Source organism: Ornithinibacter aureus (assembly GCF_009858245.1).
Lineage (GTDB): Bacteria > Actinomycetota > Actinomycetes > Actinomycetales > Dermatophilaceae > Fodinibacter > Fodinibacter aureus.
This window is the reverse complement of sequence record NZ_VMSB01000001.1, coordinates 292,164-314,462: the sequence shown is the minus strand read 5'-3', so window position 1 is coordinate 314,462 and position 22,299 is coordinate 292,164. Positions and strand designations below refer to the sequence as shown.

At 68.3% G+C, this 22,299-nt stretch carries 16 protein-coding genes and 3 rRNA genes; 1 reads left to right on the top strand and 18 read right to left on the bottom strand.

The window, feature by feature from the left end; all coding sequences use genetic code 11:
- Positions 1 to 55: 55 nt before the first annotated feature.
- From C8E84_RS01555 to tyrS, 16 genes are all read right to left on the bottom strand, one after another.
- Positions 56 to 1,168 carry a glycosyltransferase family 4 protein gene (locus tag C8E84_RS01555; RefSeq protein ID WP_159898875.1) on the bottom strand — a complete coding sequence of 371 codons (1,113 nt, stop codon included), beginning with the start codon at positions 1,166 to 1,168 and terminating at the stop codon, positions 56 to 58.
- On the bottom strand, positions 1,165 to 2,796 hold the full coding sequence (gene murJ, locus C8E84_RS01550; protein ID WP_159898873.1) for a murein biosynthesis integral membrane protein MurJ: 1,632 nt from the start codon (positions 2,794 to 2,796) through the stop codon (positions 1,165 to 1,167). Before murJ ends, C8E84_RS01555 begins: the two co-directional genes overlap by 4 nt.
- Positions 2,793 to 3,608 carry a hypothetical protein gene (locus C8E84_RS01545; protein ID WP_246196718.1) on the bottom strand — a complete coding sequence of 272 codons (816 nt, stop codon included), beginning with the start codon at positions 3,606 to 3,608 and terminating at the stop codon, positions 2,793 to 2,795. Before C8E84_RS01545 ends, murJ begins: the two co-directional genes overlap by 4 nt.
- Positions 3,605 to 4,570, bottom strand: a complete 966-nt coding sequence (locus tag C8E84_RS01540) for a copper transporter (protein ID WP_159898871.1) — start codon at positions 4,568 to 4,570, stop codon at positions 3,605 to 3,607. The genes C8E84_RS01545 and C8E84_RS01540 overlap by 4 nt, the downstream gene beginning before the upstream one ends.
- The gene (gene steA, locus C8E84_RS01535) at positions 4,571 to 5,746 is read right to left on the bottom strand and encodes a putative cytokinetic ring protein SteA (protein WP_246196717.1); all 1,176 of its coding nucleotides are present in this window, start codon (positions 5,744 to 5,746) and stop codon (positions 4,571 to 4,573) included.
- A gap of 23 nt (positions 5,747 to 5,769) precedes the next feature.
- Complete coding sequence (gene recN, locus C8E84_RS01530) at positions 5,770 to 7,461, bottom strand: DNA repair protein RecN (protein WP_159898867.1); 1,692 nt, start codon at positions 7,459 to 7,461, stop codon at positions 5,770 to 5,772.
- Positions 7,458 to 8,405, bottom strand: coding sequence for an NAD kinase (locus C8E84_RS01525; protein ID WP_159898865.1), 948 nt, complete (start codon positions 8,403 to 8,405; stop codon positions 7,458 to 7,460). The genes recN and C8E84_RS01525 overlap by 4 nt, the downstream gene beginning before the upstream one ends.
- A complete protein-coding gene (locus tag C8E84_RS01520) occupies positions 8,402 to 9,268 on the bottom strand; it encodes a TlyA family RNA methyltransferase (protein WP_159898863.1) in 867 nt (288 codons plus the stop codon). Before C8E84_RS01520 ends, C8E84_RS01525 begins: the two co-directional genes overlap by 4 nt.
- Positions 9,216 to 9,410 carry a hypothetical protein gene (locus C8E84_RS01515; protein ID WP_159898861.1) on the bottom strand — a complete coding sequence of 65 codons (195 nt, stop codon included), beginning with the start codon at positions 9,408 to 9,410 and terminating at the stop codon, positions 9,216 to 9,218. Before C8E84_RS01515 ends, C8E84_RS01520 begins: the two co-directional genes overlap by 53 nt.
- Entirely contained in the window at positions 9,407 to 10,276 is an 870-nt protein-coding gene (locus C8E84_RS17720; RefSeq protein WP_211675336.1) for a hypothetical protein, read from the bottom strand. The genes C8E84_RS01515 and C8E84_RS17720 overlap by 4 nt, the downstream gene beginning before the upstream one ends.
- A gap of 49 nt (positions 10,277 to 10,325) precedes the next feature.
- Positions 10,326 to 11,279 carry an HAD-IIA family hydrolase gene (locus C8E84_RS01505; RefSeq protein ID WP_246196716.1) on the bottom strand — a complete coding sequence of 318 codons (954 nt, stop codon included), beginning with the start codon at positions 11,277 to 11,279 and terminating at the stop codon, positions 10,326 to 10,328.
- Positions 11,276 to 12,010: a tetratricopeptide repeat protein gene (locus tag C8E84_RS01500; RefSeq protein ID WP_159898859.1), complete on the bottom strand. Its 735-nt coding sequence runs from the start codon at positions 12,008 to 12,010 to the stop codon at positions 11,276 to 11,278. The genes C8E84_RS01505 and C8E84_RS01500 overlap by 4 nt, the downstream gene beginning before the upstream one ends.
- A gap of 712 nt (positions 12,011 to 12,722) precedes the next feature.
- A 5S ribosomal RNA gene (gene rrf / locus C8E84_RS01495) occupies positions 12,723 to 12,839 on the bottom strand.
- Between the two features lie 86 nt (positions 12,840 to 12,925).
- Positions 12,926 to 16,057: ribosomal RNA gene (locus C8E84_RS01490) — 23S ribosomal RNA — on the bottom strand.
- Positions 16,058 to 16,436: 379 nt separating this feature from the next.
- A 16S ribosomal RNA gene (locus C8E84_RS01485) occupies positions 16,437 to 17,969 on the bottom strand.
- The 16S, 23S and 5S rRNA genes sit together here, the layout of an rRNA operon.
- A gap of 602 nt (positions 17,970 to 18,571) precedes the next feature.
- Positions 18,572 to 19,831, bottom strand: coding sequence for a tyrosine--tRNA ligase (tyrS, locus tag C8E84_RS01480; RefSeq protein WP_159898857.1), 1,260 nt, complete (start codon positions 19,829 to 19,831; stop codon positions 18,572 to 18,574).
- Between the two features lie 157 nt (positions 19,832 to 19,988).
- Here tyrS and C8E84_RS01475 point away from each other — a divergent pair, with 157 nt between their 5' ends.
- On the top strand, positions 19,989 to 21,029 hold the full coding sequence (locus C8E84_RS01475; protein WP_246196715.1) for an adenosine deaminase: 1,041 nt from the start codon (positions 19,989 to 19,991) through the stop codon (positions 21,027 to 21,029).
- Here the strand turns inward: C8E84_RS01475 and C8E84_RS01470 are convergent.
- Together C8E84_RS01470 and C8E84_RS01465 are read right to left on the bottom strand one after the other, a co-directional pair.
- A complete protein-coding gene (locus C8E84_RS01470) occupies positions 21,010 to 21,636 on the bottom strand; it encodes a hypothetical protein (RefSeq protein ID WP_159898855.1) in 627 nt (208 codons plus the stop codon). The genes C8E84_RS01475 and C8E84_RS01470 overlap by 20 nt on opposite strands.
- A gap of 32 nt (positions 21,637 to 21,668) precedes the next feature.
- The gene (locus tag C8E84_RS01465; RefSeq protein WP_159904312.1) at positions 21,669 to 22,292 is read right to left on the bottom strand and encodes a DNA-3-methyladenine glycosylase; all 624 of its coding nucleotides are present in this window, start codon (positions 22,290 to 22,292) and stop codon (positions 21,669 to 21,671) included.
- Between the last annotated feature and the right edge of the window lie 7 nt (positions 22,293 to 22,299).

Sequence of the window (22,299 nt, the reverse complement as noted above, 5' to 3'; positions counted from 1 at the left end):
TTGCGGGACGCCTTCGGTCGGCGCGTCGCGAGGTCCCACCAGTCGGACCGGTGATTCAGCGTCCGCCGGACCCCTTCCCGGACCCTTGCACGAGCACCGACGCGTAGGCGTCGAGGGCGGCCGCCACGGCATCCGCGTCGGTCGGCAGCTCGCCGGATCGCTCGACGGCCTTGGAGCGCAGGTCGTCACGCACCGATCCGTGGAGCACCACGTCACGAATCGCGCGCGACAGCGAGATGGGGTCCTCCGGCGGCACGAGGAGCGCCGCCGCGCCCGTGACCGCCGCCGTTCCGCCGACATCGGTCGCGACGACGGCCGCACCAGCGTGCAGGGCTTCCTGGATGCCGACCGGTTGGCCTTCCCAGACCGCGCTGGAGATGACGACGTCGGCGGCCCGCAGCAGGTCCGGCACGTCGCTGCGGTGGCCGAGCAGGCGCACGGGCAGGTTCTGCGCGTCGATGCGCGCCTGGAGCTGCTCGCGCAGCGGCCCGTCTCCGGCGATGACGGTCACCAGGTCCAGTCCCTGGGTCGCGAGCTCGTGGTGGGCGTCCAGGAGCAGCGGCAGCCCCTTCTGCGGCGCCAGCCGCGCGACGACGACTCCGAGGCAGGTGCGTCCACCGATCCCGAGCTCGGATCGCACGGCGTACCGGTCGCGCTCGGCCTCACGTCGCGGCGGTGCCGCGATGACGGCCAGGCCGGTGCGGCGAGCGCCGAGGCGCCGCATGCGCTCGACGAGGTCGGCCGACACGCCCAGAACCAGGTCACTGCCCCGTGCGACCACCCGCTCCAGCCCCCCGTAGACCGCCGAGGTCAGCGCCCCGGACGGCGCGGCGTTGTGCAGGGTCGCGACGACCGGAACGCCCGACCGGGCGGTGGCGAGCACCGCGAGGGCGGCCGCCCGCAGTCCGTGGGCGTGGACGACGTCGGCCCCCGCCGAGAGTCGCGCCAGGTCACGCACGGCGCGCGCGTCGCGGGTCGGGTGCGGCCGGTCGGCGACCTCGAGGGATGCCGTGGTCGTCGCCACCCCTGCGAAGTCGAAGTGCTCCTCCACCGCCGGCGGACAGGCGACGACGACGGTGTGCCCCTGCCCCGTCAACGACCCGACGAGCCCCTTGACGTGGGCGCCGACTCCGCCGGCGCTCGTCCCGAGCACCACGAGAACCTTCACCCCTGCCCCCTTCCACGGCGTCGGGCCCTCCCGCGCGTGAGGACCTCCGACATCATCGCGCGGTCCCCGACCATCAGCGCGAGCACCCCGACCATCAGGGCGAGCAGCCCTGCACCCGCCCCGACGAGCACGGTCTCGACGAGGTCGTCGAGGGCCCTCCCGCGGGTCACGACGTCGCCGGCGGCCACGGCGAGCGCGACCGACACGACCAGTGCGCCGGCCGTGCGCCCGATGCCCTGGGTCACGCCCGGACCCCACGTGCGACGCACGAGGAGCAGCAGTGCCACAGCCGCGACGGTCATCCCGAGGGTCGAGGACAGACCCAGCCACCGCAGGGTGACCCCCGGTTCCTGCCCGCCACCGAGCACGGCGATCGGCAGCAGCGCGGCGATACTCCAGCCGATGGCGGCGGCCAGTGCGGCATCCGTGGGTTTTCCGCGCACGTACAGCGCCCGCGTCAGCAGGGCGATGAGGCCGAAGCCCACGAGTCCGGGGGCGTAGGCGTTCAGCGTGCCGGGCAGTGCGGCCAGGGCCGCGGTGCTCGTCGCCCCGTCACCCCGTCGGGCGTCGAGCACCGAGAAGAAGCCCCCGATCGCCGGGGCAGCCGCGATGAGCACCCCGACCGACAGGCCCGTCAGCACGAGCACGGCTCGCAGCGACCGGGCGAGCGTGGGTGTCACGTCCTCCCCCGCGCCCGTGCGCGCTGCCAGCGCCGGGAAGGCACTTGTTGCCACCGGCACTGCGAGCACCGCGTAGGGCAGCAGGTACACGGCCTGGGCGTACGTGTAGACGGTGAACGTCCCGGAGTCCCCCGACTGCTTCGCCAGCCACATCGTCGCGAGCACGGCCCCCTGCTGAGCCAGCAGGGCGATGATCCCGGCCCCGGCGAGCGCGCCGATGCGCCGGGCGTCCTCGGGCGGCATCGTCAGCGCCGGGCGCCAGCGCCACCCGGTCGCCATGGCGGGCACGACCAGGGGAAGCGAGAGGACCACCACCCCCAGCGTCGTGCCCCACCCGAGCACCCGGATCGCCTCGTCGCTGACCAGCGCCGGGGCGGTCTGGCCGTCCACGATGGAGCCGTACCAGAGGTAGGAGGCCAGCACGACGATCGACGAGGCCAGCGGAGCCAGGGACGCGGCGAGGAAGCGGCGGTTGGCGTGCAGCAGCCCGGTGAGGATGATGCCCAGGCCGTACAGCGGCACCTGCACCGCGAAGATCCGCAGCAGCGTGGTGCCCACCTCGACGGCACGTGGGTCGGACTCGACGACGATCCAACCGGCGATGGGCCCGGCCAGCGCCCACAGCAGGGCGGCCAGCGGAACCAGGACCATGAGGGTCCATGACAGGAGCACGGATGCCGTGTGCTCGGCCCGGTCGCGCTCTCCGGCCCCTAGCCGGTGGGCGATGAGGGGAACTGCGACAGCCGCGAGGATGCCTCCCGCAGCCACCTCGAACATCACGTTGGGGATGGCGTTGACGGTCTGGTAGATGCCGCCCACACCACCCGCGCGCACGGCATCCGTGAACACGAGGATCCGTCCGAACCCGGCGATGCGGGCGAGCAGGGTCGTGACGGCGATCAGCCCGGCGGCCCCGGCGATGCCTGAGGCGAAGCGGCGACCCGTCATCGCGTCGGCCGGCCCCAGGCGTCGAGCTCGCGCAGGCCGGGCGTCGACTCGATGACCTTCGTGAAGCTCACGCGCTCCGAGGCCAGGGTCAGGGCGGCGAGCACCACCAGGGCCGCCACCCGCCCACGGCGACCGGTGGCCTCGACCAGTGCCGATCCGACCAGGGCCCCGGCGGCGTTGGCGCCGGTGTCGCCGAGCATGGCCGTCCCGGCAAGATCGGGGCGGATCACCCCGAGGGCGGCTCCCGCGGCGGCCGACGCGGCGTAGGCCCCCGGCCCGCGGCGCACCGTCAACGGCAGTGCGGCGAGCAGGGTCACCTTCAGGGCGCGCCCCGGGCGCAGGTCGAGCAGGTTGGCGAGGTTGGCCGATCCGGCGATGACGGCACCACCCACGAGGGCGTCAAGGGCGTTGACGTCAACGCGCGAACGGTCGGCGAGGGTCGCCGCAGCCAGCCCGGTGGCGCCGATGCCCACGATCTTCAGGAAACCGGTCGTGATCTGCCCACGGGCGGCGGCTCCGAGGTGCCCCTTGAGGCCCTTGCTCGACCCGTCGCCACCGAAGTCGTCCAGGGCGCCGAACGCACCGGCACCGACGGCCGCCACCACGCCCGCAGGGCCGGTCGCGACGGCGCCTGCGGCAGCCCCCACCGTCGCCCCGATGACGTAGGCAGGGCCTTCGAGGAGGGTGACGTCGTGCCCGGCGTGGTTCGTGCGCGCCCACCGGCGGGAGGTCACCGTGCCGGTGAGGAGCCGGAACGCGCCGTGGGCCGCCCCCGCGGCAAGGCCGCCGATGGCGGCGGTGCGAGCGATCACGACGCCGGGACGGGAGCGAACGGGGCGTCGGTACCGTCGGCGAAGCCGTACTGCCCGACCTCGCCGGCACGCTGCTCCGCCAGGGCGTGCACGATGCTGGCCTGGCCCAGCGCAGACCCGCCGTTGTCCACCGTGGACACGACCTCCGTCGCCGTCGCGTCGTTGCGGATGCTGGCCACCACGTCGACGGCCTCCTCGCCCGTGGCCGTGGTCCTCGCACCGGCTGCGACCACACCGGCCGATCGCGAGTCCAGGGCGATGACGAGGTCGACCCACCGGTCAGCGGCGGCCTGCTGGGCAGCAGGGTCGCCGTCACTGACCGACCCGGCGATCACGACCACGAGGTCGGCGATCTGCACGTCCTCGCCGGCGACCTCGATGAGGTCGGCGGCGGCGAGCGTGGCCAGGGCAGCCCTCGCCTGCTGCGCGTCGACGGTGTTGGGCGGGGTGCGGGCCGACGTGCTGAGCAGGGTTGCGAGCAGGACGTCTCTCGCCGACACCGATCCGGTCTCGCTGACGTCGATGCCGGCACCGGCAGCGGCGTCGCGCACCGCGGCGTCGCGAGCCGCCACGACCGCCTCATCGGTGCTGACCCAGTTCTGGGCGACGGTGGTGGTCGACACCACGGCCGCGCCGGACGCGGCCAGGGTCGTCGCGCTGGACTCCACCAGGGCGGTGTCTGCACCGGGCAGCACGACGACGGCCACCCGCCGCCCGTCCATGGTGCCTGCCAGGACTGCTGGGTTGGTCTCGCCGATGTAGTCCTCGCGGGCGTCGATCTCGGCGGTCGCGTCGGAGAGCTGGGCGTTGAGCTGGGCCTTGTCCTCCCGCAGGCCGGCGACCTCGTTGGTCAACGTGTCCCCCAGTTCGCCCTGCAGGGGGCCCGCACCTAGCACGATCCCCACCGCGAGCGCGAGGAAGATCGAGACGATGGAGACGAGGTGGTAGCGGAAGTCGATCACCTAGAAAACTCCTTGGATGGACGACCAGAGGTCGTCGAGGCGTGCACCGAAGACCTGGATGAGCGCGCGGCCTCCGTCGGTGGACCACAGCGCGGCGCCGAGCGCAAGCAGACCCACGGCCAGCATGAGGAACAGGCTCCACAGCGAGATCCGGGAACGGTAGAGCTGGCTGACACCCTTGGCGTCGACGAGCTTGCTCCCCACGCGCAGCCGGGTGAGGAAGGTACTGGCCATGCCCTTGCGGCCCTTGTCGAGGAACTCCACGAGGGTGACGTGGGTGCCCACGGCGACGATGAGCTGGGCGCCCTTGTCGTCGGCGAGCAGCATGGCGACGTCCTCGCTGGTCCCGGTGGCCGGGAAGACCACCGGCTCGACGCCGAGGGAGCGCACCCGCTCGAGCCCGGGGGCCTTGCCGTCACGGTAGGCGTGCACCACGACCTCGGCCCCGCTGCGCAGCGCGTCGTCGGACACCGAGTCCATGTCACCGACGATGAGGTCCGGCTTGTGCCGGGCCTCGATGAGCGCGTCGGCGCCGCCGTCGACCCCGATGAGGATCGGCTTGTACTCGCGGATGTAGTGCCGAAGGATCTGAAGATCCTCCTTGTAGTGGTAGCCGCGCACGACGATGAGCACGTGCCGGCCCTCGAGCTCGGTGGTGATGTCGGGGACGCCGACGCCGTCGAAGAGCAGGTCACGCTCCTGGCGCAGGTAGTCCATCGTGTTCTCGGCGAACGCCTCGAGCTGATCGGACATCCCGGCGCGGGCGACGGCCATCATCGTATGGACAGCCTCGGTGTCGAGGCGTTCCCCGGCGACGACGGTGCTCTCGTCGGCGATCAGCTCACCGCCCTCGATGGTGAGCAGCGTCCCGTCCTTGATCTGCATCGCGTCCGGACCGGCCCTGTCGATCAGCGGGATGCCGGCCGCCACGAGGATCTCCGGCCCGAGATTCGGGTACTTGCCCGAGATCGAGGCAGCGGCGTTCACGACGGCGGCGGGGCGGCAGGCGACGAGCGCCTCGGCGCTCACCCGGTCGAGGTCCTCGTGGTCGATCACGGCGATGTCACCGGGCCGCAGTCGCTTGGTGAGGTTCTTCGTGCGACGGTCCACGCGAGCGGGGCCGGTCAGCCCCGGGAGGGGACCACGGCCACGGCGGGAGGGAAGACGAATCGACATCGGCACCATCGTGCCACGTGGCGCTAGCCGCGAGCGCGAGCCATCAGGTCTCGGGCGTGCTCGAGCGCGGCGTCGGTGCCCGAGCCCCCCAGCATCCGCGCGAGTTCGGCGACACGGTCCTCCCCCGCGACCTCGTGCACGCCGCTGCGGGTCACCTGGCCGTCGTCCGAGCGTTCGACGACGAGGTGTCGGTCGGCGTGGGCCGCCACCTGCGCCAGGTGCGTCACGACGATCACCTGGGCGTGGCGGGCCAGAGCGGCCAGGCGGGCCCCGACGTCGAGCGCGGCACGCCCGCCGACCCCGGCGTCGACCTCGTCGAAGACGAACGTCGGGACGCTGGCGGCCTCGGTCGCCGTCGCGACCTCGAGGGCGAGCATCACCCGGGAGAGCTCACCACCGGATGCCGCCTTGGTCACCGATCGCGGTGCCGTGCCCGACCCCGACGCGAGCCGGATCTCCACGTCGTCGCGCCCGTCGGCGCCGAAGCGACCGGCATCCGCGACGTCCACGGTCACGGTGGCGGACCCCATGGCCAGGTGCATCAGCTCGTCGGTGATGCGGTGCCCGAGGGTGCTCGCAGCGTCCGTGCGACGCGCGGTGAGGGTGGCGGCGGCCCGCTCACGGTCGGCGGTGAGCACCTCGACGCGCGCCGCGAGCTCGTCGATGCGGTCGGTGGTGGACTCCAGGTCAGCCACCCGCACGGCTGCGTCACGCGCCCAGGCGAGGACGTCGTCGACGCCGGGCCCGTAGAGGCGGGTCAGCTCGGCCAGCGCGGCCCTGCGTGACTCGACCTGCTCGAGACGGGCCGGGTCGATGTCGGCGTCGGCGAGGTAGGACCCGAGGTCAGCGGCGACGTCCGCGGCGAGGTAGCGCAGCTCATCGACCCGGGTGCCGATCTCGGCCAGGGCAGGGTCGCTGGCGCTGACCTGGTCGAGTCGCGCTGATGCCGTGGCGAGCGCCCCTAGGACGCCCGGGTTCGCGGGGCCACCGGCGTCGTCGCCGCCGGTGAGCGCGTCGTGCGCCGCACCGGCACCGTCACGCAGCTCCTCGGCGTGGCCTAGCCGATGCGACTCCAGGCGCAGGGCGTCGTCCTCGCCGGGTTGCGGGTCCAGGGCCTCGATGCGCTCGAGGCCGACCCGCAGGGTCTCGGCCTCGCGCGCGCGGGCGGCGGCGGCCGCCCGCAGCTCACCCAGTTCGGCTTCCGCGTCGATCAGCTCGCCGTGGACCGCGCGGTACTCGGCCAGCGCCGTCGCGACGTCGACACCACCGAAGCCGTCGAGGACCTCCCGGTGCTGGTCCGCGCGGCGCAGCCGCCACTGGTCAGCCTGTCCGTGCACGGCGACGAGGTGCTCGGCGAGCTCGGCCAGCAGCCCGACGGGCGCGGCGCGGCCACCGACGTGTGCCCGGGACCTGCCGTCGGACCCGACCGACCGGACGAGGACGAGTCCGTCGCGAACATCCGCCCCGGCATCCGCGGCCCGGCCCAGCGCCCGGTGGCCCTCGGGCAGCGACAGCAGCCCCTCCACCACGACGCGGTCGGCACCGGCGCGCACCAGGGCGGAGTCACCTCGGCCGCCGAGCAACAGGCCCAGCCCGGTGACGACCATGGTCTTGCCCGCGCCCGTCTCGCCCGTGAGCACGGTCAGCCCGGGATGCAGTGGCAGCACTGCTTCGTCGATGACGCCGAGGTCGCGGATGCGGATCTCCTCGATCACGGGGAGCCGTCCCCCTGAGCCAGCTGGCGGCGTGCGGCACCGCGCCACCCCTCGACGGGAAGGTCGAACTTCTCGACGAGCCGGTCAGTGAAGCCCCCGGAGTTCAGCCGGGCCAGGCGCACCGGTTCGTCGGAACGGCGCACGTGGATCCGCGCGCCCGGAGGGAGTCCGACCGCCCGGCGCCCGTCGCACCACACCACGCCGTGGGCGTCGGTCTGCGCGAGCACCTCGACGACGAAGCGCGACTGCGGGCCGACGACCACCGGTCGCGCGAACAGGGCGTGCGCACTGATCGGCACGAGCATCAGCGCCTTGACATCAGGCCACACCACGGGTCCGCCCGCCGAGAACGCGTACGCCGTGGACCCGGTCGGGGTGGCCATGACGACCCCGTCGCAGCCCCACGTCGACAGCGGTCGCCCGTCGATCTCGACGGTCAGCTCGAGCATCCGCTCGCGAGATGCCTTCTCGACGGTGACCTCGTTGAGCGCCCAGGACTGGAATACGGTCCTGCCGTCCTCCTCCGCGCGCACCTCGAGGGTCGTGCGCTCCTCGACGTGGTACTCCCGGGCCACGATGCGTTCGACGGTCGCGTCGAGGTCCTCGCGCTCGGCCTCGGCGAGGAAGCCGACGTGCCCGAGGTTGACCCCGAGGAGAGGGACTCCCGACCCGCGGGACAGCTCAGCCCCCCGCAGGATCGTGCCGTCGCCCCCGAGGACACAGACCAGTTCACAGCCGGCTGCCGCTGATTCGTCGGCGTCGGTGTCGACGGCGAGCACGCCCGGTACCCGCGCGAGCGGGGTGTCCACGAGTTCGTCCCGGGGCGCGCTGACCCCCACGCCGGCGGCGATCAGCCGGGTGGCCACCCCGGCTGCGAGCTCCTGGGCGTCAGCCCGCCAGAGGTGGGTGACGAGCAGGATGCGACGCGACGGGGTGCTCGTCATGCTCGTCCTCCGCGTGCCTCGGTGGTGGTCTCGCGAACGATCTCGCGGACCCGGTCCGCGCTCATTGTGTCCGACGGGTCCGACCGGGCCCACAGGAGGTACTCGACGTTGCCGGTGGTGCCGGCGATCGGGCTCTGGCGGATGCCGTGCACGAACAGACCCGCGTCGAGGGTCGCCTCGACGACCCGGTGGAGGGCTGCCGTCCGGTCGCGCTGGTCGGTCACCACGCCCTGCCTGTTCAGTCGGCCACGCCCGACCTCGAACTGCGGCTTCACGAGCACGACGAGGTCACCTCGCTCCCCCATGAGCCGGACGAGGTCGGCGAGCACGAGGGTCAAGGAGATGAAGGACAGGTCGGCCACGACGAGATCCGCGGGGCCGCCGATGGTCTCCGGCTGCAGTCCGCGGATCGTCGTCCCGCTGTGCTCGGTGACCCGAGGATCGTTCGCCACCTCGGGCACGAGCTGCCCGTGCCCGACGTCGACGGCGGCGACGTGCGCTGCGCCGGCAGCGAGCAGGACCTGGGTGAAGCCACCGGTGGAGGCGCCCACGTCGACGCATCGTCGCCCCTGCACGGTGAGGCCTTCGGGCGCCCACTCCTGCAGCGCCGCGTCGAGCTTGTGGGCAGCCCTGCCCACCCAGCGGGGGCCCGAGACCTCGACCTCGATGACGTCGTCGGCGACGGGCAGGGACGGCTTGGCCGCCACCGAGCCACCGACAGTGACCTGACCTGCCCTGACGAACTCCTGCGCCTCCCCCCGAGAGCGGGCCAGCCCTCGCCGTACGAGCTCGGCGTCCAGACGAGCGATGTCAGCCGCCGAGGTCGGTGAGCCGCCCCTGCAGGGTGCGGTGGACGGCCTCACCGGCCTCGAGCTGACCGTCGAGGTCGCCCTCGGGGGTGTTCGCGAGATCGCGCAGCGCCGCGTCGATGACGATGTCCCCGGTTTCCGGCGGCCCGGCCTGCTGGTCCTGCTGTGCTGCGTCGTCGATGTCCGGCAACCTCACGCGTCACTCGCGGGAGTGCTGCCGGATGCCGGTGCCGACGGAGCCTGCGTCGCGGGCGAGTCACTTGATGCCGTGCTCTTCGCAGCCGGTGCAGACTTCGTGGCGGCCTTCTTCGCCGGCGCCTTCGCGGCCGCCTTGGCGGTAGCCGACGTCGTGGCAGCCTTCTTCGCGGGTGCCTTGGCAGCCGGAGCCTTCGCGGCGGCCTTCGCCGGACCCGACGTCGTTGCGGTCGCCCTCCTCGCCGGCGCCTTCGCGGCGGCCTTGGCCGCCGGAGCCTTAGCGGCCGCCTTCGCCGTGGTGGCGTTCGCCTTCTTCGCCGGAGCCGCCTTCGTGGCGGCCTTCTTCGCCGGCGCCTTGGCAGCCGGAGCCTTGGCGGCCGCCTTGGCGGGAGCCGCCTTCGTGGTGGCCTTCTTCGCTGGCGCCTTCTTTGCCACCCGTGCGGGAGCCTTCTTCGCCGCGGCCTTCACCGGCTCAGGGGCGACCTCGACGATTTCGGAGACCACGGTTGCCGCACCGCGGATCTCGACGGAGGCGGCGCTTCGGGCCAGCTCCTCCACCTGGGAGGCCAGGGTAGCCACCGTTGCGCCCAGTCCCTGGACCTCACGGGTGAGGCGGTCGACGTCGAGCTTGCCGACGGCGGAGTCGACCTCGCGCCGCACGAGGCGCACGATCTGCTTGCGGTTGGCCTCGGCCGCCTTGAGCAGGTCGTCTGCCAGCGCACTGGCCTGCTTGGCGAGCTTCTTGCGCGAGGTGTCCTGGCTGGCGAGAGCGATGATCTCCTGAGCCGCCTCCTTCGCCCGGCTTCGGGTGAGGTCACCCAGCCCGGAGGCGAGTTCGACGTAGCCCTGGATGGAGTTCTTGGCCATGGATCCTCCTCGATCTGGCAGCCCCGTCGGCCACCCGCTGCCGCCCACGCTACCGAAAGCGGACCGCTGCGAGCACGGACTCGGCCGACTCACTCAGTGCGGCGATGTCCGAGGCAGGGCTTCCAGCGTCCCGTGCCCGGTGGACGGCGACCACTGCTCGTGACAATGCGTGGAGCCAGTCACCCTCTGTGTCCGGGTCCACGTTCAGGGCGCGCAGGTCGGGCGCAACCCAGGTCGGGCGCCGGTGCGGTGGCGCCTCGAGGCAGGCAGCGAGATCGTCGACACCGGTCAGGACGAGGAGAGAGTCCATGCCGGCGGCGACGGCGCCCTCGATGTCGGTGTCGAGCCGATCGCCGACGGCCAGCACACGTTCTGCAGCGACGGCGAGCCGGTCGGCGCACATGAGGTACAGCGGTGCTGACGGCTTTCCGGCGACCACGTCGGGGGTGTGACCGACTGCGCGCTGCACCGCGGCGATGAGCGAGCCGTTGCCCGGTGCGACCCCGCGGTCGGTCGGGAGGGTGGCGTCGGTGTTCGTCGCCACCCAGGTCGCCCCGGCCTGCACGGCGTACGCAACCTCCGCGAGGTCTGACGCCGTGACCCCTGCCCCGTACCCCTGGAGGACGGCCACGACGTCGTGCTCGGCCGCCTCGGCGGGACCGACCGGCGCCAGTCCGACCTCCACCAGTGCGGCAGACACCCCTGGGCCACCGACGGCAAGGACGCCACTGCCCGGTGGCACGTTGTCCGCCACGAGCCCCGCGCCGGCCTGCGAGCTGGTCGCGACGTCACCAGGAGCGCAGGGTAGACCGAGGTTGCGCAGGTGGGCGGCAACGTCCTCAGGAGTACGCGACGCGTTGTTCGTGGCGTAGATGACGGGAAGGGTGGAGTTCGACAGTGCCTCGATCGCGTGCGGCACCGCCGCCGGGCCCCGGTACACGACCCCGTCCAGGTCGCAGACGATGGCGGCGTAGCGACCGGCCAGCGTCTGCGGCGGGCTCACACGTCCTCCGCTGGGACGGCCGTCGCCTCGGAGACCATCGCCTGGGAGACCTCAGCACCGTCCTCCTCGTCGTCCTCACCGAGCTCGACGACGATCCCGTCGAGTTCCTCGAGGCGCTCCACGGCATCCGTGACCGCGTCGGTGTCGCCCTCGACTGCCTTGAGGAACCACTCGCGCGCCTCCTCCTCACGGCCGAGACCGAGCAGGACGTCCGCGTAGGCGTAGTGGAGCCGGCACACGGATGGACCAGCGGCTTGTCGCAACGCAGGGATCTGGAGCGCGATGAGTGCCGCGTCATCCTGGCCGAGGTCCCGACGAATCCCCGACACGACGATCGCCAGCTCCTGCCGCTCGTCCTGCGTGAGCGTGCGGGCCTCGGGCGTGGCTGCCAGCTCAAGGGCCCGCGAGTGTCGACCGAGCCCGCGCTCGCAATCCACCATGAGCGGCAACAGGTGGCTGGAACCACTGAGGCGGCGAAGGGTCCGGAACTCGGTCAGGGCGCGCGCGAAGTCGCCGAGCCTGTAGGCCACCATGCCCAGCGCTTCGCGGGCTGCCGGCACGCGCCCAGCACGGCGCACGGCCGTCTCGGCGTGGGCCAGGGCCGCTTCGAGGTTGTCGGCCTCGAGGGTTGCGGCAACCATGACGAGGTGCTGGGCAACCCCTTCGGCGTTCTCCTTCGACAGGGTGCGCAGCTGCTCGTGCACGGCGCGGTCGAGCTCCTTGCCGGTCACCTCTTCCGGGATGCGGGGTTCGGGTAGACGCGGGCTCTTGGGCGCGAGGCGGCTGCCCCCACGGTCATCGCGCTCGCCAGCTCGGGCGGGTTTGCCGTCACGACCGGTGTCGCGCCCATCACGGCCTTGCGGACGGGACCCGGAGCCGCTGCGATCATCGCGGCGACGATCGGGGCCGCCACTGCGCTGCCCGCCGCCGCGTCGGTCGTCCCCAGGTCGTGACCCGCCTCGACGCTCAGCCCCGCCACGACTGGGTGCCGATCGACCGCCCTGCCGGGGGGCACGGTCGTAGGACGACGACCGGGGCGGCCGGCTCTGGTCACGCCGAGGCTCCGACACACCGTCCCGCGAGGACGACGACCGGGGCGGCCGGCTCTGGTCACGCCGAGGCTCCGACACACCGTCCCGCGAGGGCTCGCCCTCCGGGCGCTCGATGCTGCTGTCCTCGGTCACGCCATCATCTCCTGTTGTTCGGGGCCGCACGTTGACCGTCGTCACCGGCCGACGTCGGGTGCGGCAGGCTCTGCACACCTGGCGTGCACGGTCCGCTCTGCCGACACCGGCATCGTGCGCCGGCCAAGTCTACGGACCTTCGTCGCCCCTGCGGACACGGGCGCCTGAACCTGATGGCACAGGAAATCGCGGACGGCCCTGTCTGGGAACGTGGAAGAGGGCCCACCATGTGTGTGGTGGGCCCTCTTCGTGAATGTTTGTCCGGCTGCGTCCTACTCTCCCACACCGTCACCAGTGCAGTACCATCGGCGCTGAAGGGCTTAGCTTCCGGGTTCGGAATGGGACCGGGCGTTTCCCCTTCGCTATGACAGCCGAAACTCTATGGAGATGTCAGTGGTTTCCCGACCGTATCTCGGGAACTGCACAGTGGACGCGAACACGCATTAAGAATCTTTTGGTGTGTGTATCAAGTTGTCGGCTTATTAGTACCAGTCAGCTACATGCATTGCTGCACTTCCACGTCTGGCCTATCAACCCGGTAGTCTCGCCGGGAGCCTCTCACACCTGATGGTGCATGGAAACCTCATCTTGAAGCGTGCTTCCCGCTTAGATGCTTTCAGCGGTTATCACTTCCGAACGTAGCTAATCAGCGGTGCCCTTGGCAGGACAACTGACACACCAGAGGTTCGTCCAACCCGGTCCTCTCGTACTAGGGTCAGCCCTTCTCAAGTTTCCTACGCGCACAGCGGATAGGGACCGAACTGTCTCACGACGTTCTAAACCCAGCTCGCGTACCGCTTTAATGGGCGAACAGCCCAACCCTTGGGAGCAACTCCACCCCCAGGATGCGACGAGCCGACATCGAGGTGCCAAACCATGCCGTCGATATGGACTCTTGGGCAAGATCAGCCTGTTATCCCCGGGGTACCTTTTATCCGTTGAGCGACGGCGCTTCCACAAGCCACCGCCGGGTCACTAGTTCCGACTTTCGTCCCTGCTCGAGATGTCTCTCTCGCAGTCAAGCTCCCTTGTGCACTTACACTCGAAACCTGATTGCCAACCAGGCTGAGGGAACCTTTGAGCGCCTCCGTTACCTTTTAGGAGGCAACCGCCCCAGTTAAACTACCCACCAGGCACTGTCCCTGATCCGGATCACGGACCGAGGTTAGATATCCAGAACGACCAGAGTGGTATTTCAACGTTGACTCCACACACACTGGCGTGCATGCTTCACAGTCTCCCACCTATCCTACACAAGCCGTACCGAACACCAATACCAAGCTATAGTAAAGGTCCCGGGGTCTTTCCGTCCTGCTGCGCGTAACGAGCATCTTTACTCGTAGTGCAATTTCGCCGAGTTCGCGGTTGAGACAGTGGAGAAGTCGTTACGCCATTCGTGCAGGTCGGAACTTACCCGACAAGGAATTTCGCTACCTTAGGATGGTTATAGTTACCACCGCCGTTTACTGGGGCTTAAATTCTCAGCGTCGACCCAAAAGGTCTAACCGGTCCTCTTAACCTTCCAGCACCGGGCAGGCGTCAGTCCGTATACATCGTCTTGCGACTTCGCACGGACCTGTGTTTTTAGTAAACAGTCGCTTCTCCCTGGTCTCTGCGGCCCTTCACCCTAGTGAGCAAGTCACTTCAGGGTCCGGGCCCCCCTTCTCCCGAAGTTACGGGGGCATTTTGCCGAATTCCTTAACCACGATTCACTCGATCGCCTTGGTATTCTCTACCTAACCACCTGAGTCGGTTTGGGGTACGGGCGGCTCGAACCTCGCTAGAAGATTTTCTTGGCAGCATAGGATCACCCTGCTTCCCGCATTCGCGGTCACTATCAGGTCTCAGGCTATGTGAGCTGCGGATTTGCCTACAGCTCGCCCTACACCCTTGGACGTGGACAACCATCGCCACGCGGAGGCTACCTTCCTGCGTCACTCCATCGCTTGACTACTACAAGGTCGGGTCGCGCGCTCCACCACCACCCCACCCCCTCGAAAGGGAATGGTTACGTGGTGGCTTCAGGCGCTTAGCATCACTCGGTTCGTCATGGGCGGTTCTTCGCCGGTTCCGGAATATCAACCGGATGTCCATCGACTACGCCTGTCGGCCTCGCCTTAGGTCCCGACTTACCCAGGGCAGATTAGCTTGACCCTGGAACCCTTGGTTATTCGGCGGACGGGTTTCTCACCCGTCTTTCGCTACTCATGCCTGCATTCTCACTCGTGTGGCCTCCACGGCTGGATCACTCCGCCGCTTCCCTGGCCACACGACGCTCCCCTACCCATCAACACGCTTGGACCACCAACCCGCAGGTGTGGTGGCCGGGCAATGTGTCAATGCCACAGCTTCGGTGGTGTGCTTGAGCCCCGCTACATTGTCGGCGCGGAATCACTTGACCAGTGAGCTATTACGCACTCTTTAAAGGGTGGCTGCTTCTAAGCCAACCTCCTGGTTGTCAATGCAACTCCACATCCTTTCCCACTTAGCACACGCTTAGGGACCTTAGATGGTGGTCTGGGCTGTTTCCCTCTCGACTACGGAGCTTATCCCCCGCAGTCTCACTGCCACGCTCTCACTTACCGGCATTCGGAGTTTGGCTAACGTCAGTAACCTGGTAAGGCCCATCGGCTATCCAGTAGCTCTACCTCCGGCAAGAAACACGTGACGCTGCACCTAAATGCATTTCGGGGAGAACCAGCTATCACGGAGTTTGATTGGCCTTTCACCCCTACCCACAGCTCATCCCCTCAGTTTTCAACCTAAGTGGGTTCGGTCCTCCACGACGTCTTACCGTCGCTTCAACCTGGCCATGGGTAGATCACTCCGCTTCGGGTCTAGACCCAGCGACTCAAACGCCCTCTTCGGACTCGCTTTCGCTACGGCTTCCCCACACGGGTTAACCTCGCCACTGAGCACTAACTCGCAGGCTCATTCTTCAAAAGGCACGCTGTCACCCCACAAGGAGGCTCCAACGGATTGTAGGCAAACGGTTTCAGGATCTATTTCACTCCCCTCCCGGGGTACTTTTCACCTTTCCCTCACGGTACTTGTCCGCTATCGGTCACCAGGGAATATTTAGGCTTAGCGGGTGGTCCCGCCAGATTCACACGGGATTTCTCGGGCCCCGTGCTACTTGGGTGCTTCTCAATGGAGTTCACGACATTTCGTCTACGGGGGTCGCACCCTCTATGCCGGACCATTCAAAGCCCTTCGACTATGACGCAAATTTTTGACTCCACGCCAGCGTGTCAGCACTGACAAAAGAAGTCCCACGACCCCTTAGCTGCAACCCCTGACAGGTATCACACAACTAAGGTTTAGCCTCTTCCGCTTTCGCTCGCCACTACTCACGGAATCGCGGTTGCTTTCTCTTCCTGTGGGTACTGAGATGTTTCACTTCCCCACGTTCCCTCTACCCGCCCTATGTGTTCAGGCGGGAGTGACTGGACTTGCCTCCAGCCGGGTTTCCCCATTCGGAAATCCTCGGATCACAGTCTGGTTATCGACTCCCCGAGGCTTATCGCAGATTCCTACGTCCTTCTTCGGTTCCTGGTGCCAAGGCATCCACCGTTTGCCCTTAAAAACTTGATTGCACAAAGATTTTAAGATGCTCGCGTCCACTGTGTAGTTCTCAACATACGGGCGGCACCATCACCACCACCGGCGCCTACCAAACACACAGCCTGGCGGTTCAACCGTGATGACAGCCCACAACCACCCCACACTCGGGGTAGCCCAGAAGAAACAGGCACAAAGGCCCGATCCCTCAGGACCCAACAACGTGTCAAGCACCAAACCCCGCCCCCACCACCTTCCACACCCACCACCCGCGAACGAGTGACCGGCTGTACTAGCGACAGACACGACACCTGGTGCCAACTAATCGATGTTCCACCCTTGAGCACCCGGTGCCCCACACTCGGAGGCAAACCAGGGCCTGGACCAGACAGAGCTGGCCAGTGCTCCTTAGAAAGGAGGTGATCCAGCCGCACCTTCCGGTACGGCTACCTTGTTACGACTTAGTCCCAATCGCCAGTCCCACCTTCGACGGCTCCCTCCCACAAGGGGTTGGGCCACCGGCTTCGGGTGTTACCGACTTTCGTGACTTGACGGGCGGTGTGTACAAGGCCCGGGAACGTATTCACCGCAGCGTTGCTGATCTGCGATTACTAGCGACTCCGACTTCATGGGGTCGAGTTGCAGACCCCAATCCGAACTGAGACCGGTTTTTTGGGATTCGCTCCACCTCGCGGTATCGCAGCCCTTTGTACCGGCCATTGTAGCATGTGTGAAGCCCAAGACATAAGGGGCATGATGATTTGACGTCATCCCCACCTTCCTCCGAGTTGACCCCGGCAGTCTCCCATGAGTCCCCAACCACCCAAAAGTGTTGCTGGCAACATGGAACGAGGGTTGCGCTCGTTGCGGGACTTAACCCAACATCTCACGACACGAGCTGACGACAACCATGCACCACCTGTACACCGACCTTACGGGGCACCCATCTCTGAATGTTTCCGGTGTATGTCAAGCCTTGGTAAGGTTCTTCGCGTTGCATCGAATTAATCCACATGCTCCGCCGCTTGTGCGGGCCCCCGTCAATTCCTTTGAGTTTTAGCCTTGCGGCCGTACTCCCCAGGCGGGGAACTTAATGCGTTAGCTGCGGCACGGATCTCGTGGAATGAGACCCACACCTAGTTCCCAACGTTTACGGCGTGGACTACCAGGGTATCTAATCCTGTTCGCTCCCCACGCTTTCGCTTCTCAGCGTCAGTAGTGGCCCAGAGACCTGCCTTCGCCATCGGTGTTCCTCCTGATATCTGCGCATTTCACCGCTACACCAGGAATTCCAGTCTCCCCTACCACACTCTAGTCTGCCCGTACCCACCGCAAGTCCGGAGTTGAGCCCCGGATTTTCACGGCAGACGCGACAAACCGCCTACAAGCTCTTTACGCCCAATAATTCCGGACAACGCTCGCACCCTACGTATTACCGCGGCTGCTGGCACGTAGTTAGCCGGTGCTTCTTCTGTAGGTACCGTCACTTGCGCTTCTTCCCTACTGAAAGAGGTTTACAACCCGAAGGCCTTCATCCCTCACGCGGCGTCGCTGCATCAGGCTTTCGCCCATTGTGCAATATTCCCCACTGCTGCCTCCCGTAGGAGTCTGGGCCGTGTCTCAGTCCCAGTGTGGCCGGTCGCCCTCTCAGGCCGGCTACCCGTCGTCGCCTTGGTGAGCCATTACCTCACCAACAAGCTGATAGGCCGCGAGTCCATCCCCAACCGAAAAACTTTCCACACAGAAACCATGCGGCTCTGTGTCATATCCGGTATTAGCTTCGGTTTCCCGAAGTTATTCCAGAGTCAGGGGCAGGTTACTCACGTGTTACTCACCCGTTCGCCACTGATCACCCAAGAGCAAGCTCTCAAGATCACCGTTCGACTTGCATGTGTTAAGCACGCCGCCAGCGTTCGTCCTGAGCCAGGATCAAACTCTCCGTTGATGTCGAAAATCCCCAACCCCAACAGGGCCGAGAAAATCCATAACCACAAAGTGTCACAAACCCGGCTGAGCACAAACAACCAGCAAAAAGCTGATCATTCATTGTCAACCAAAGGAAAAACATCGCCAACCCAAACCCACCACCACCCACAACGAGCAGCAGCACACCTGAGCCAACGACAAAAATATTGGCATCGATTATTGACACGCTGTTGAGTTCTCAAAGATCGGACGCGCACCGCTCCTTGACCGAAGTCGTGGATTCGGGGCTGCCGTTCGGAGTGTTGCCTGGGCGTTTCCGGCCCGGCGCAACCACTCCAAGTTACCTGCCCGGTTGCGCCTTGGTCAAATTCGCTGCCCTGAGGCGGTCGAACGTCACGTGGCTGAGCCGGACCACCGTGAGGACCCACCGAAGTGGTGACCGTCATGGTGTGGTGTCTGCTCCGCGGGACCGGCCTGCTTGGTGCGGGATGTGCATCCCACCGCTTGGCGTCCGTTGCTCCCTCACGGGCTGACGTCGAGAACTGTAGACCGACTCCGCGCAGCCCACCAAATCGGCCGGCACCCGGGCGTGTCGCGACGGCCCGGTGCACCGGCTACCGGTCAGGCGAGACGGCCCGCTGCGAGTGACTTCCGGCCGCGGCGCAACAGCACGACGCTGCCGTGGAGCACGTCGCCCGACGCGATCGTGCGCTCCACGTCGGTCGACTTCACGCCGTTGACCGAGGCGCCCCCCTCGGTGATGGCGCGGCGCGCAGCGTTTCGCGAGTCCACGAGTCCCACGGCGACCAAGGCGTCCACGAGGGACATCCCCACGGCGACCTCTCCCCCGGGCAGCTCCGCCGTGGCGTCGCGCAAGGTGGCGGCGTCGAGGGCAGTCACGTCGCCCTTGCCGAACAGCGCCTCCGAGGCCGCCTGCACCGATGCCGTGGCCGCCGCACCGTGGACGAGGGTCGTGACGTCAGCAGCCAGGACCTTCTGGGCAGCCCGCCGGAACGGCTCGTGCTCCACCTGGCGCTCGAGCTCGGCGATCTCCTCGCGCGACCGGTCCGTGAACACCTTCAGCAGCGTGACGACGGAGGCGTCCTCGACGTTGACCCAGTACTGGTAGAAGGCGTAGGGGCTGGTCATCTCCGGCGAGAGCCAGATGGCGTTGCCGGCGCTCTTGCCGAACTTCTCCCCCGAGCTGTCCGTCAGCAGCGGGGTCGTGAGCAGGTGCACCGAGGCACCCTCGACGCGGTGGATCAGGTCCGAGCCGGCGGTGAGGTTGCCCCACTGGTCGTTGCCACCGGTCTGCAGGGTGCAGCCGAACTCCCGGTAGAGCTGGAGGTAGTCCAGCCCCTGCAGCAGCTGGTAGCTGAACTCGGTGTAGGAGATGCCCTCGTCGCTGTTCAGTCGTGCGGCGATGGCCTCCTTCTTGACCATCTGGTTCACCCGGAAGTGCTTGCCGACGTCGCGCAGGAAGTCCAGCGCCGACATCGGCGCGGTCCAGTCGAGGTTGTTCACGAACACGGCCGGGTTCTCACCGTCGGAGGTGAGGAACGGCTCCACCTGTTGGCGGATGTTGGCCACCCACTGCGCGGTCTGCTCCTTGGTCTTGAGCACTCGCTCCGCACTGGGCCGCGGGTCACCGATGAGCCCGGTGGACCCGCCCACGAGGCAGATGACGCGGTGACCGGCCCGCTGCAGGTGCCGGAGAACGATCAGCTGCACGAGGTTTCCGAAGTGAAGCGATGGCGCCGTGGGGTCGAAGCCGCAGTACGCCGTGATCGGCCCGTCGGCGAGTGCCGTGCGCAGCGCGGACTCGTCGGTGGACTGTGCCACCAGCCCTCGCCACTGCAGCTCGTCGAGGATGTCGCTCACGGTGCTTCCCTTCTCCACGTCGCGCCTCGACCGGATGCCGTGCGCACGCCACAGCCTGCCACGGCCAAGTTGATCGCACGGGCGGGCGTCCGCGGGCGATGCGGATGCCGGTGGCGAACGGCATCCGGCACACTGACCGCCGTGACCGACACCCCCGATGCGCCCGCTCCCACAGTCTCCCCCTTCGTCGCCGGCCTGCCCAAGGCCGAGCTGCACGTGCACCACGTGGGCTTCGGCGTCGCCGAGGATCGTTGCGGAGCTCGCCGCCCGCCACCCCGACAGCCCGGTTCCGCGGGATCCGGGGGACCTGGCCCGCTTCTTCACCTTCACCGACTTCGCACACTTCATCGACGTCTACCTCGCGACCGTCGGGCTGCTGCGAACGGCCGAGGACGTGCGCATGCTCACCTACGAGGTCGCGCGCGACCTCTCGGCACAACGGGTTCGTTACGCCGAGCTGACGATGACGCCGTACACGTCGGTCGTGCGCGGCATCCCCATCGAGGCCTACACCGAGGCGATCGAGGACGCCCGGGTCGCCGCCGAACGCGACCACGGTGTGGTGCTGCGGTGGATCTACGACATCCCGGGCGAGTCGGGCCTGGAGTCCGCCGATGCGACCCTGTCGTACGCGCTCGACCACCGACCCGAGGCACTCGTCGGGTTCGGCCTGGGCGGCCCCGAGATCGGCGTACCACGGGCGCAGTTCGCCCCACACTTCGCCGCCGCCCGTGCCGCCGGGTTGCACAGCGTGCCCCACTCGGGAGAGTCCACGGGGCCCCGGTCCGTGTGGGACGCCCTCACCCTGCTCGGCGCCGAACGCATCGGCCATGGCACGTCGTCGGTGCAGGACCCCCACCTGCTCGAGCACCTCGCCGAGCACCGGATCCCCCTCGAGGTGTGCCCGACGAGCAACATCGCGACCCGGGTCGTCGAGCGGCTCGAGGAGCACCCCATCCGGGCCATGCGTGACGCCGGCGTCGTCGTCACGGTCAACAGCGACGATCCGCCGATGTTCGGCACCACGCTCGGTCGGGAGTACGAGATCGCGGCCCTGCTCCTCGACCTCGACGAGGACGGCCTCGCCGACCTGGCCCTGGCTGCGGTCGACGCGTCCTTCGCACCTGACGATGTCGCAGCCGGCCTACGTGCCGAGATTCGCTCCTACACAGCGGCTTTCAGCGCAATGCAGAGGTAATGACGACCGCTCCCGAGCCGAACGACTGGTCTGCCCACTGCTGGATCGTGCCGTCGTCGTGGACGACGGTGACCTTCAGCGGGTCGGCACCATCGGCCCGATCGATGGAGATCAGCCCCGGGACGGCACGAACGGCCACCTCCACGGCATCCCACTCCGCGACGCTGAGGTCCGGAGGGGCGGCGGGCGGGGTGCTGGGCTCGGCCATCGGGTCGTAGAGCGCGAGGGACACGGCGCCGGTCACGGTCAGGGTGGCCCCGTCGAACGTGCCGTCGACGGCGTAGACCCCCCACCGGGTGAGCGGGGAGCCGGCGTCGGTCTGCGCGTCAGGAGGGTTGGCGGTCCAGTCCCATCCGCTGAGGGCGATGCCCTCGCACTGCACCGGCCACGACTCTCGCACCGGCCCCAGGCACAGCTCCGGCGGGCTGTCGGGCTTCTCGATGACCGTGCCCACACCCGTCACCGGGTCCTCGGCCGGGGGGATCGCCGTCACCGGGGTGGCAACCACCACCGAGTCGGAGGGGGCCCCGCCGGGGGGACCTTCGGCGGCGATGCCGCAGGCGGACAGGAGCAGCGCGCAGACGACGAGGGCGGCGGTGGGAACCACGGCGGGAGGCGGACTCATACGTCTGCGACGCATCATCCGACGGTGCCGTTCCGTGTCCTGGCCACGCGGTAGGCACTCACCGTGGGCTCGCCGTCGAGCCAGAACCGCCAGGGGTACGTGCTGCCGTCGCCACCCGCCCCGCTGACACCGACGCGAGGGCCGGTACGGATCGTCGCGGCATCGACCGGAGTCACCGGCGGTTCGACCCGACCTCCGGCCCGCGCACCCACGAGGGACAGGCCGTCGTGCGCACGGGTGAGCCCCAGGGTCGTCGCCAGGTTCGCCGGACCGCGGGCCTGGTCACGCTCGCGCACCCCCGGTCGTCGCGCCGCAGCCAGCTCGTGCCCCGCGACGACCTCGCCGGCCCGCAGCAGCACGGCGGACGCCGTACCCGGCTCGCCGGTGACGATGTTGGCGCAGTGGTGCATGCCATAGGTGAAGTAGACGTAGAGGCGCCCGGCCGGGCCGAACATCACCTCGGTGCGAGGTGACCGCCCACGAAAGGCGTGCGACCCCGGGTCGGTGCCCCCGGCATACGCCTCCACCTCGGTGAGCCGCACGGTGACGCCCGCGCGGGTGACCCGGCATCCCAGCAGCTCGCGGGCCACGACGAGGACGTCGCGGGTGAAGAACTGCACGGGCAGGCGGGTCGGCATCACCACA

Bases quoted from the DNA above. Each gene is read 5' to 3' on its own strand.
- murJ (WP_159898873.1), bottom strand. From the start codon at position 2,796: ATGACGGGTCGCCGCTTCGCCTCAGGCATCGCCGGGGCCGCCGGGCTG.
- steA (WP_246196717.1), bottom strand. From the start codon at position 5,746: ATGTCGATTCGTCTTCCCTCCCGCCGTGGCCGTGGTCCCCTCCCGGGG.
- C8E84_RS01525 (WP_159898865.1), bottom strand. From the start codon at position 8,405: ATGACGAGCACCCCGTCGCGTCGCATCCTGCTCGTCACCCACCTCTGG.
- C8E84_RS17720 (WP_211675336.1), bottom strand. From the start codon at position 10,276: ATGGCCAAGAACTCCATCCAGGGCTACGTCGAACTCGCCTCCGGGCTG.
- C8E84_RS01475 (WP_246196715.1), top strand. From the start codon at position 19,989: ATGCGCCCGCTCCCACAGTCTCCCCCTTCGTCGCCGGCCTGCCCAAGG.
- C8E84_RS01465 (WP_159904312.1), bottom strand. From the start codon at position 22,292: ATGCCGACCCGCCTGCCCGTGCAGTTCTTCACCCGCGACGTCCTCGTC.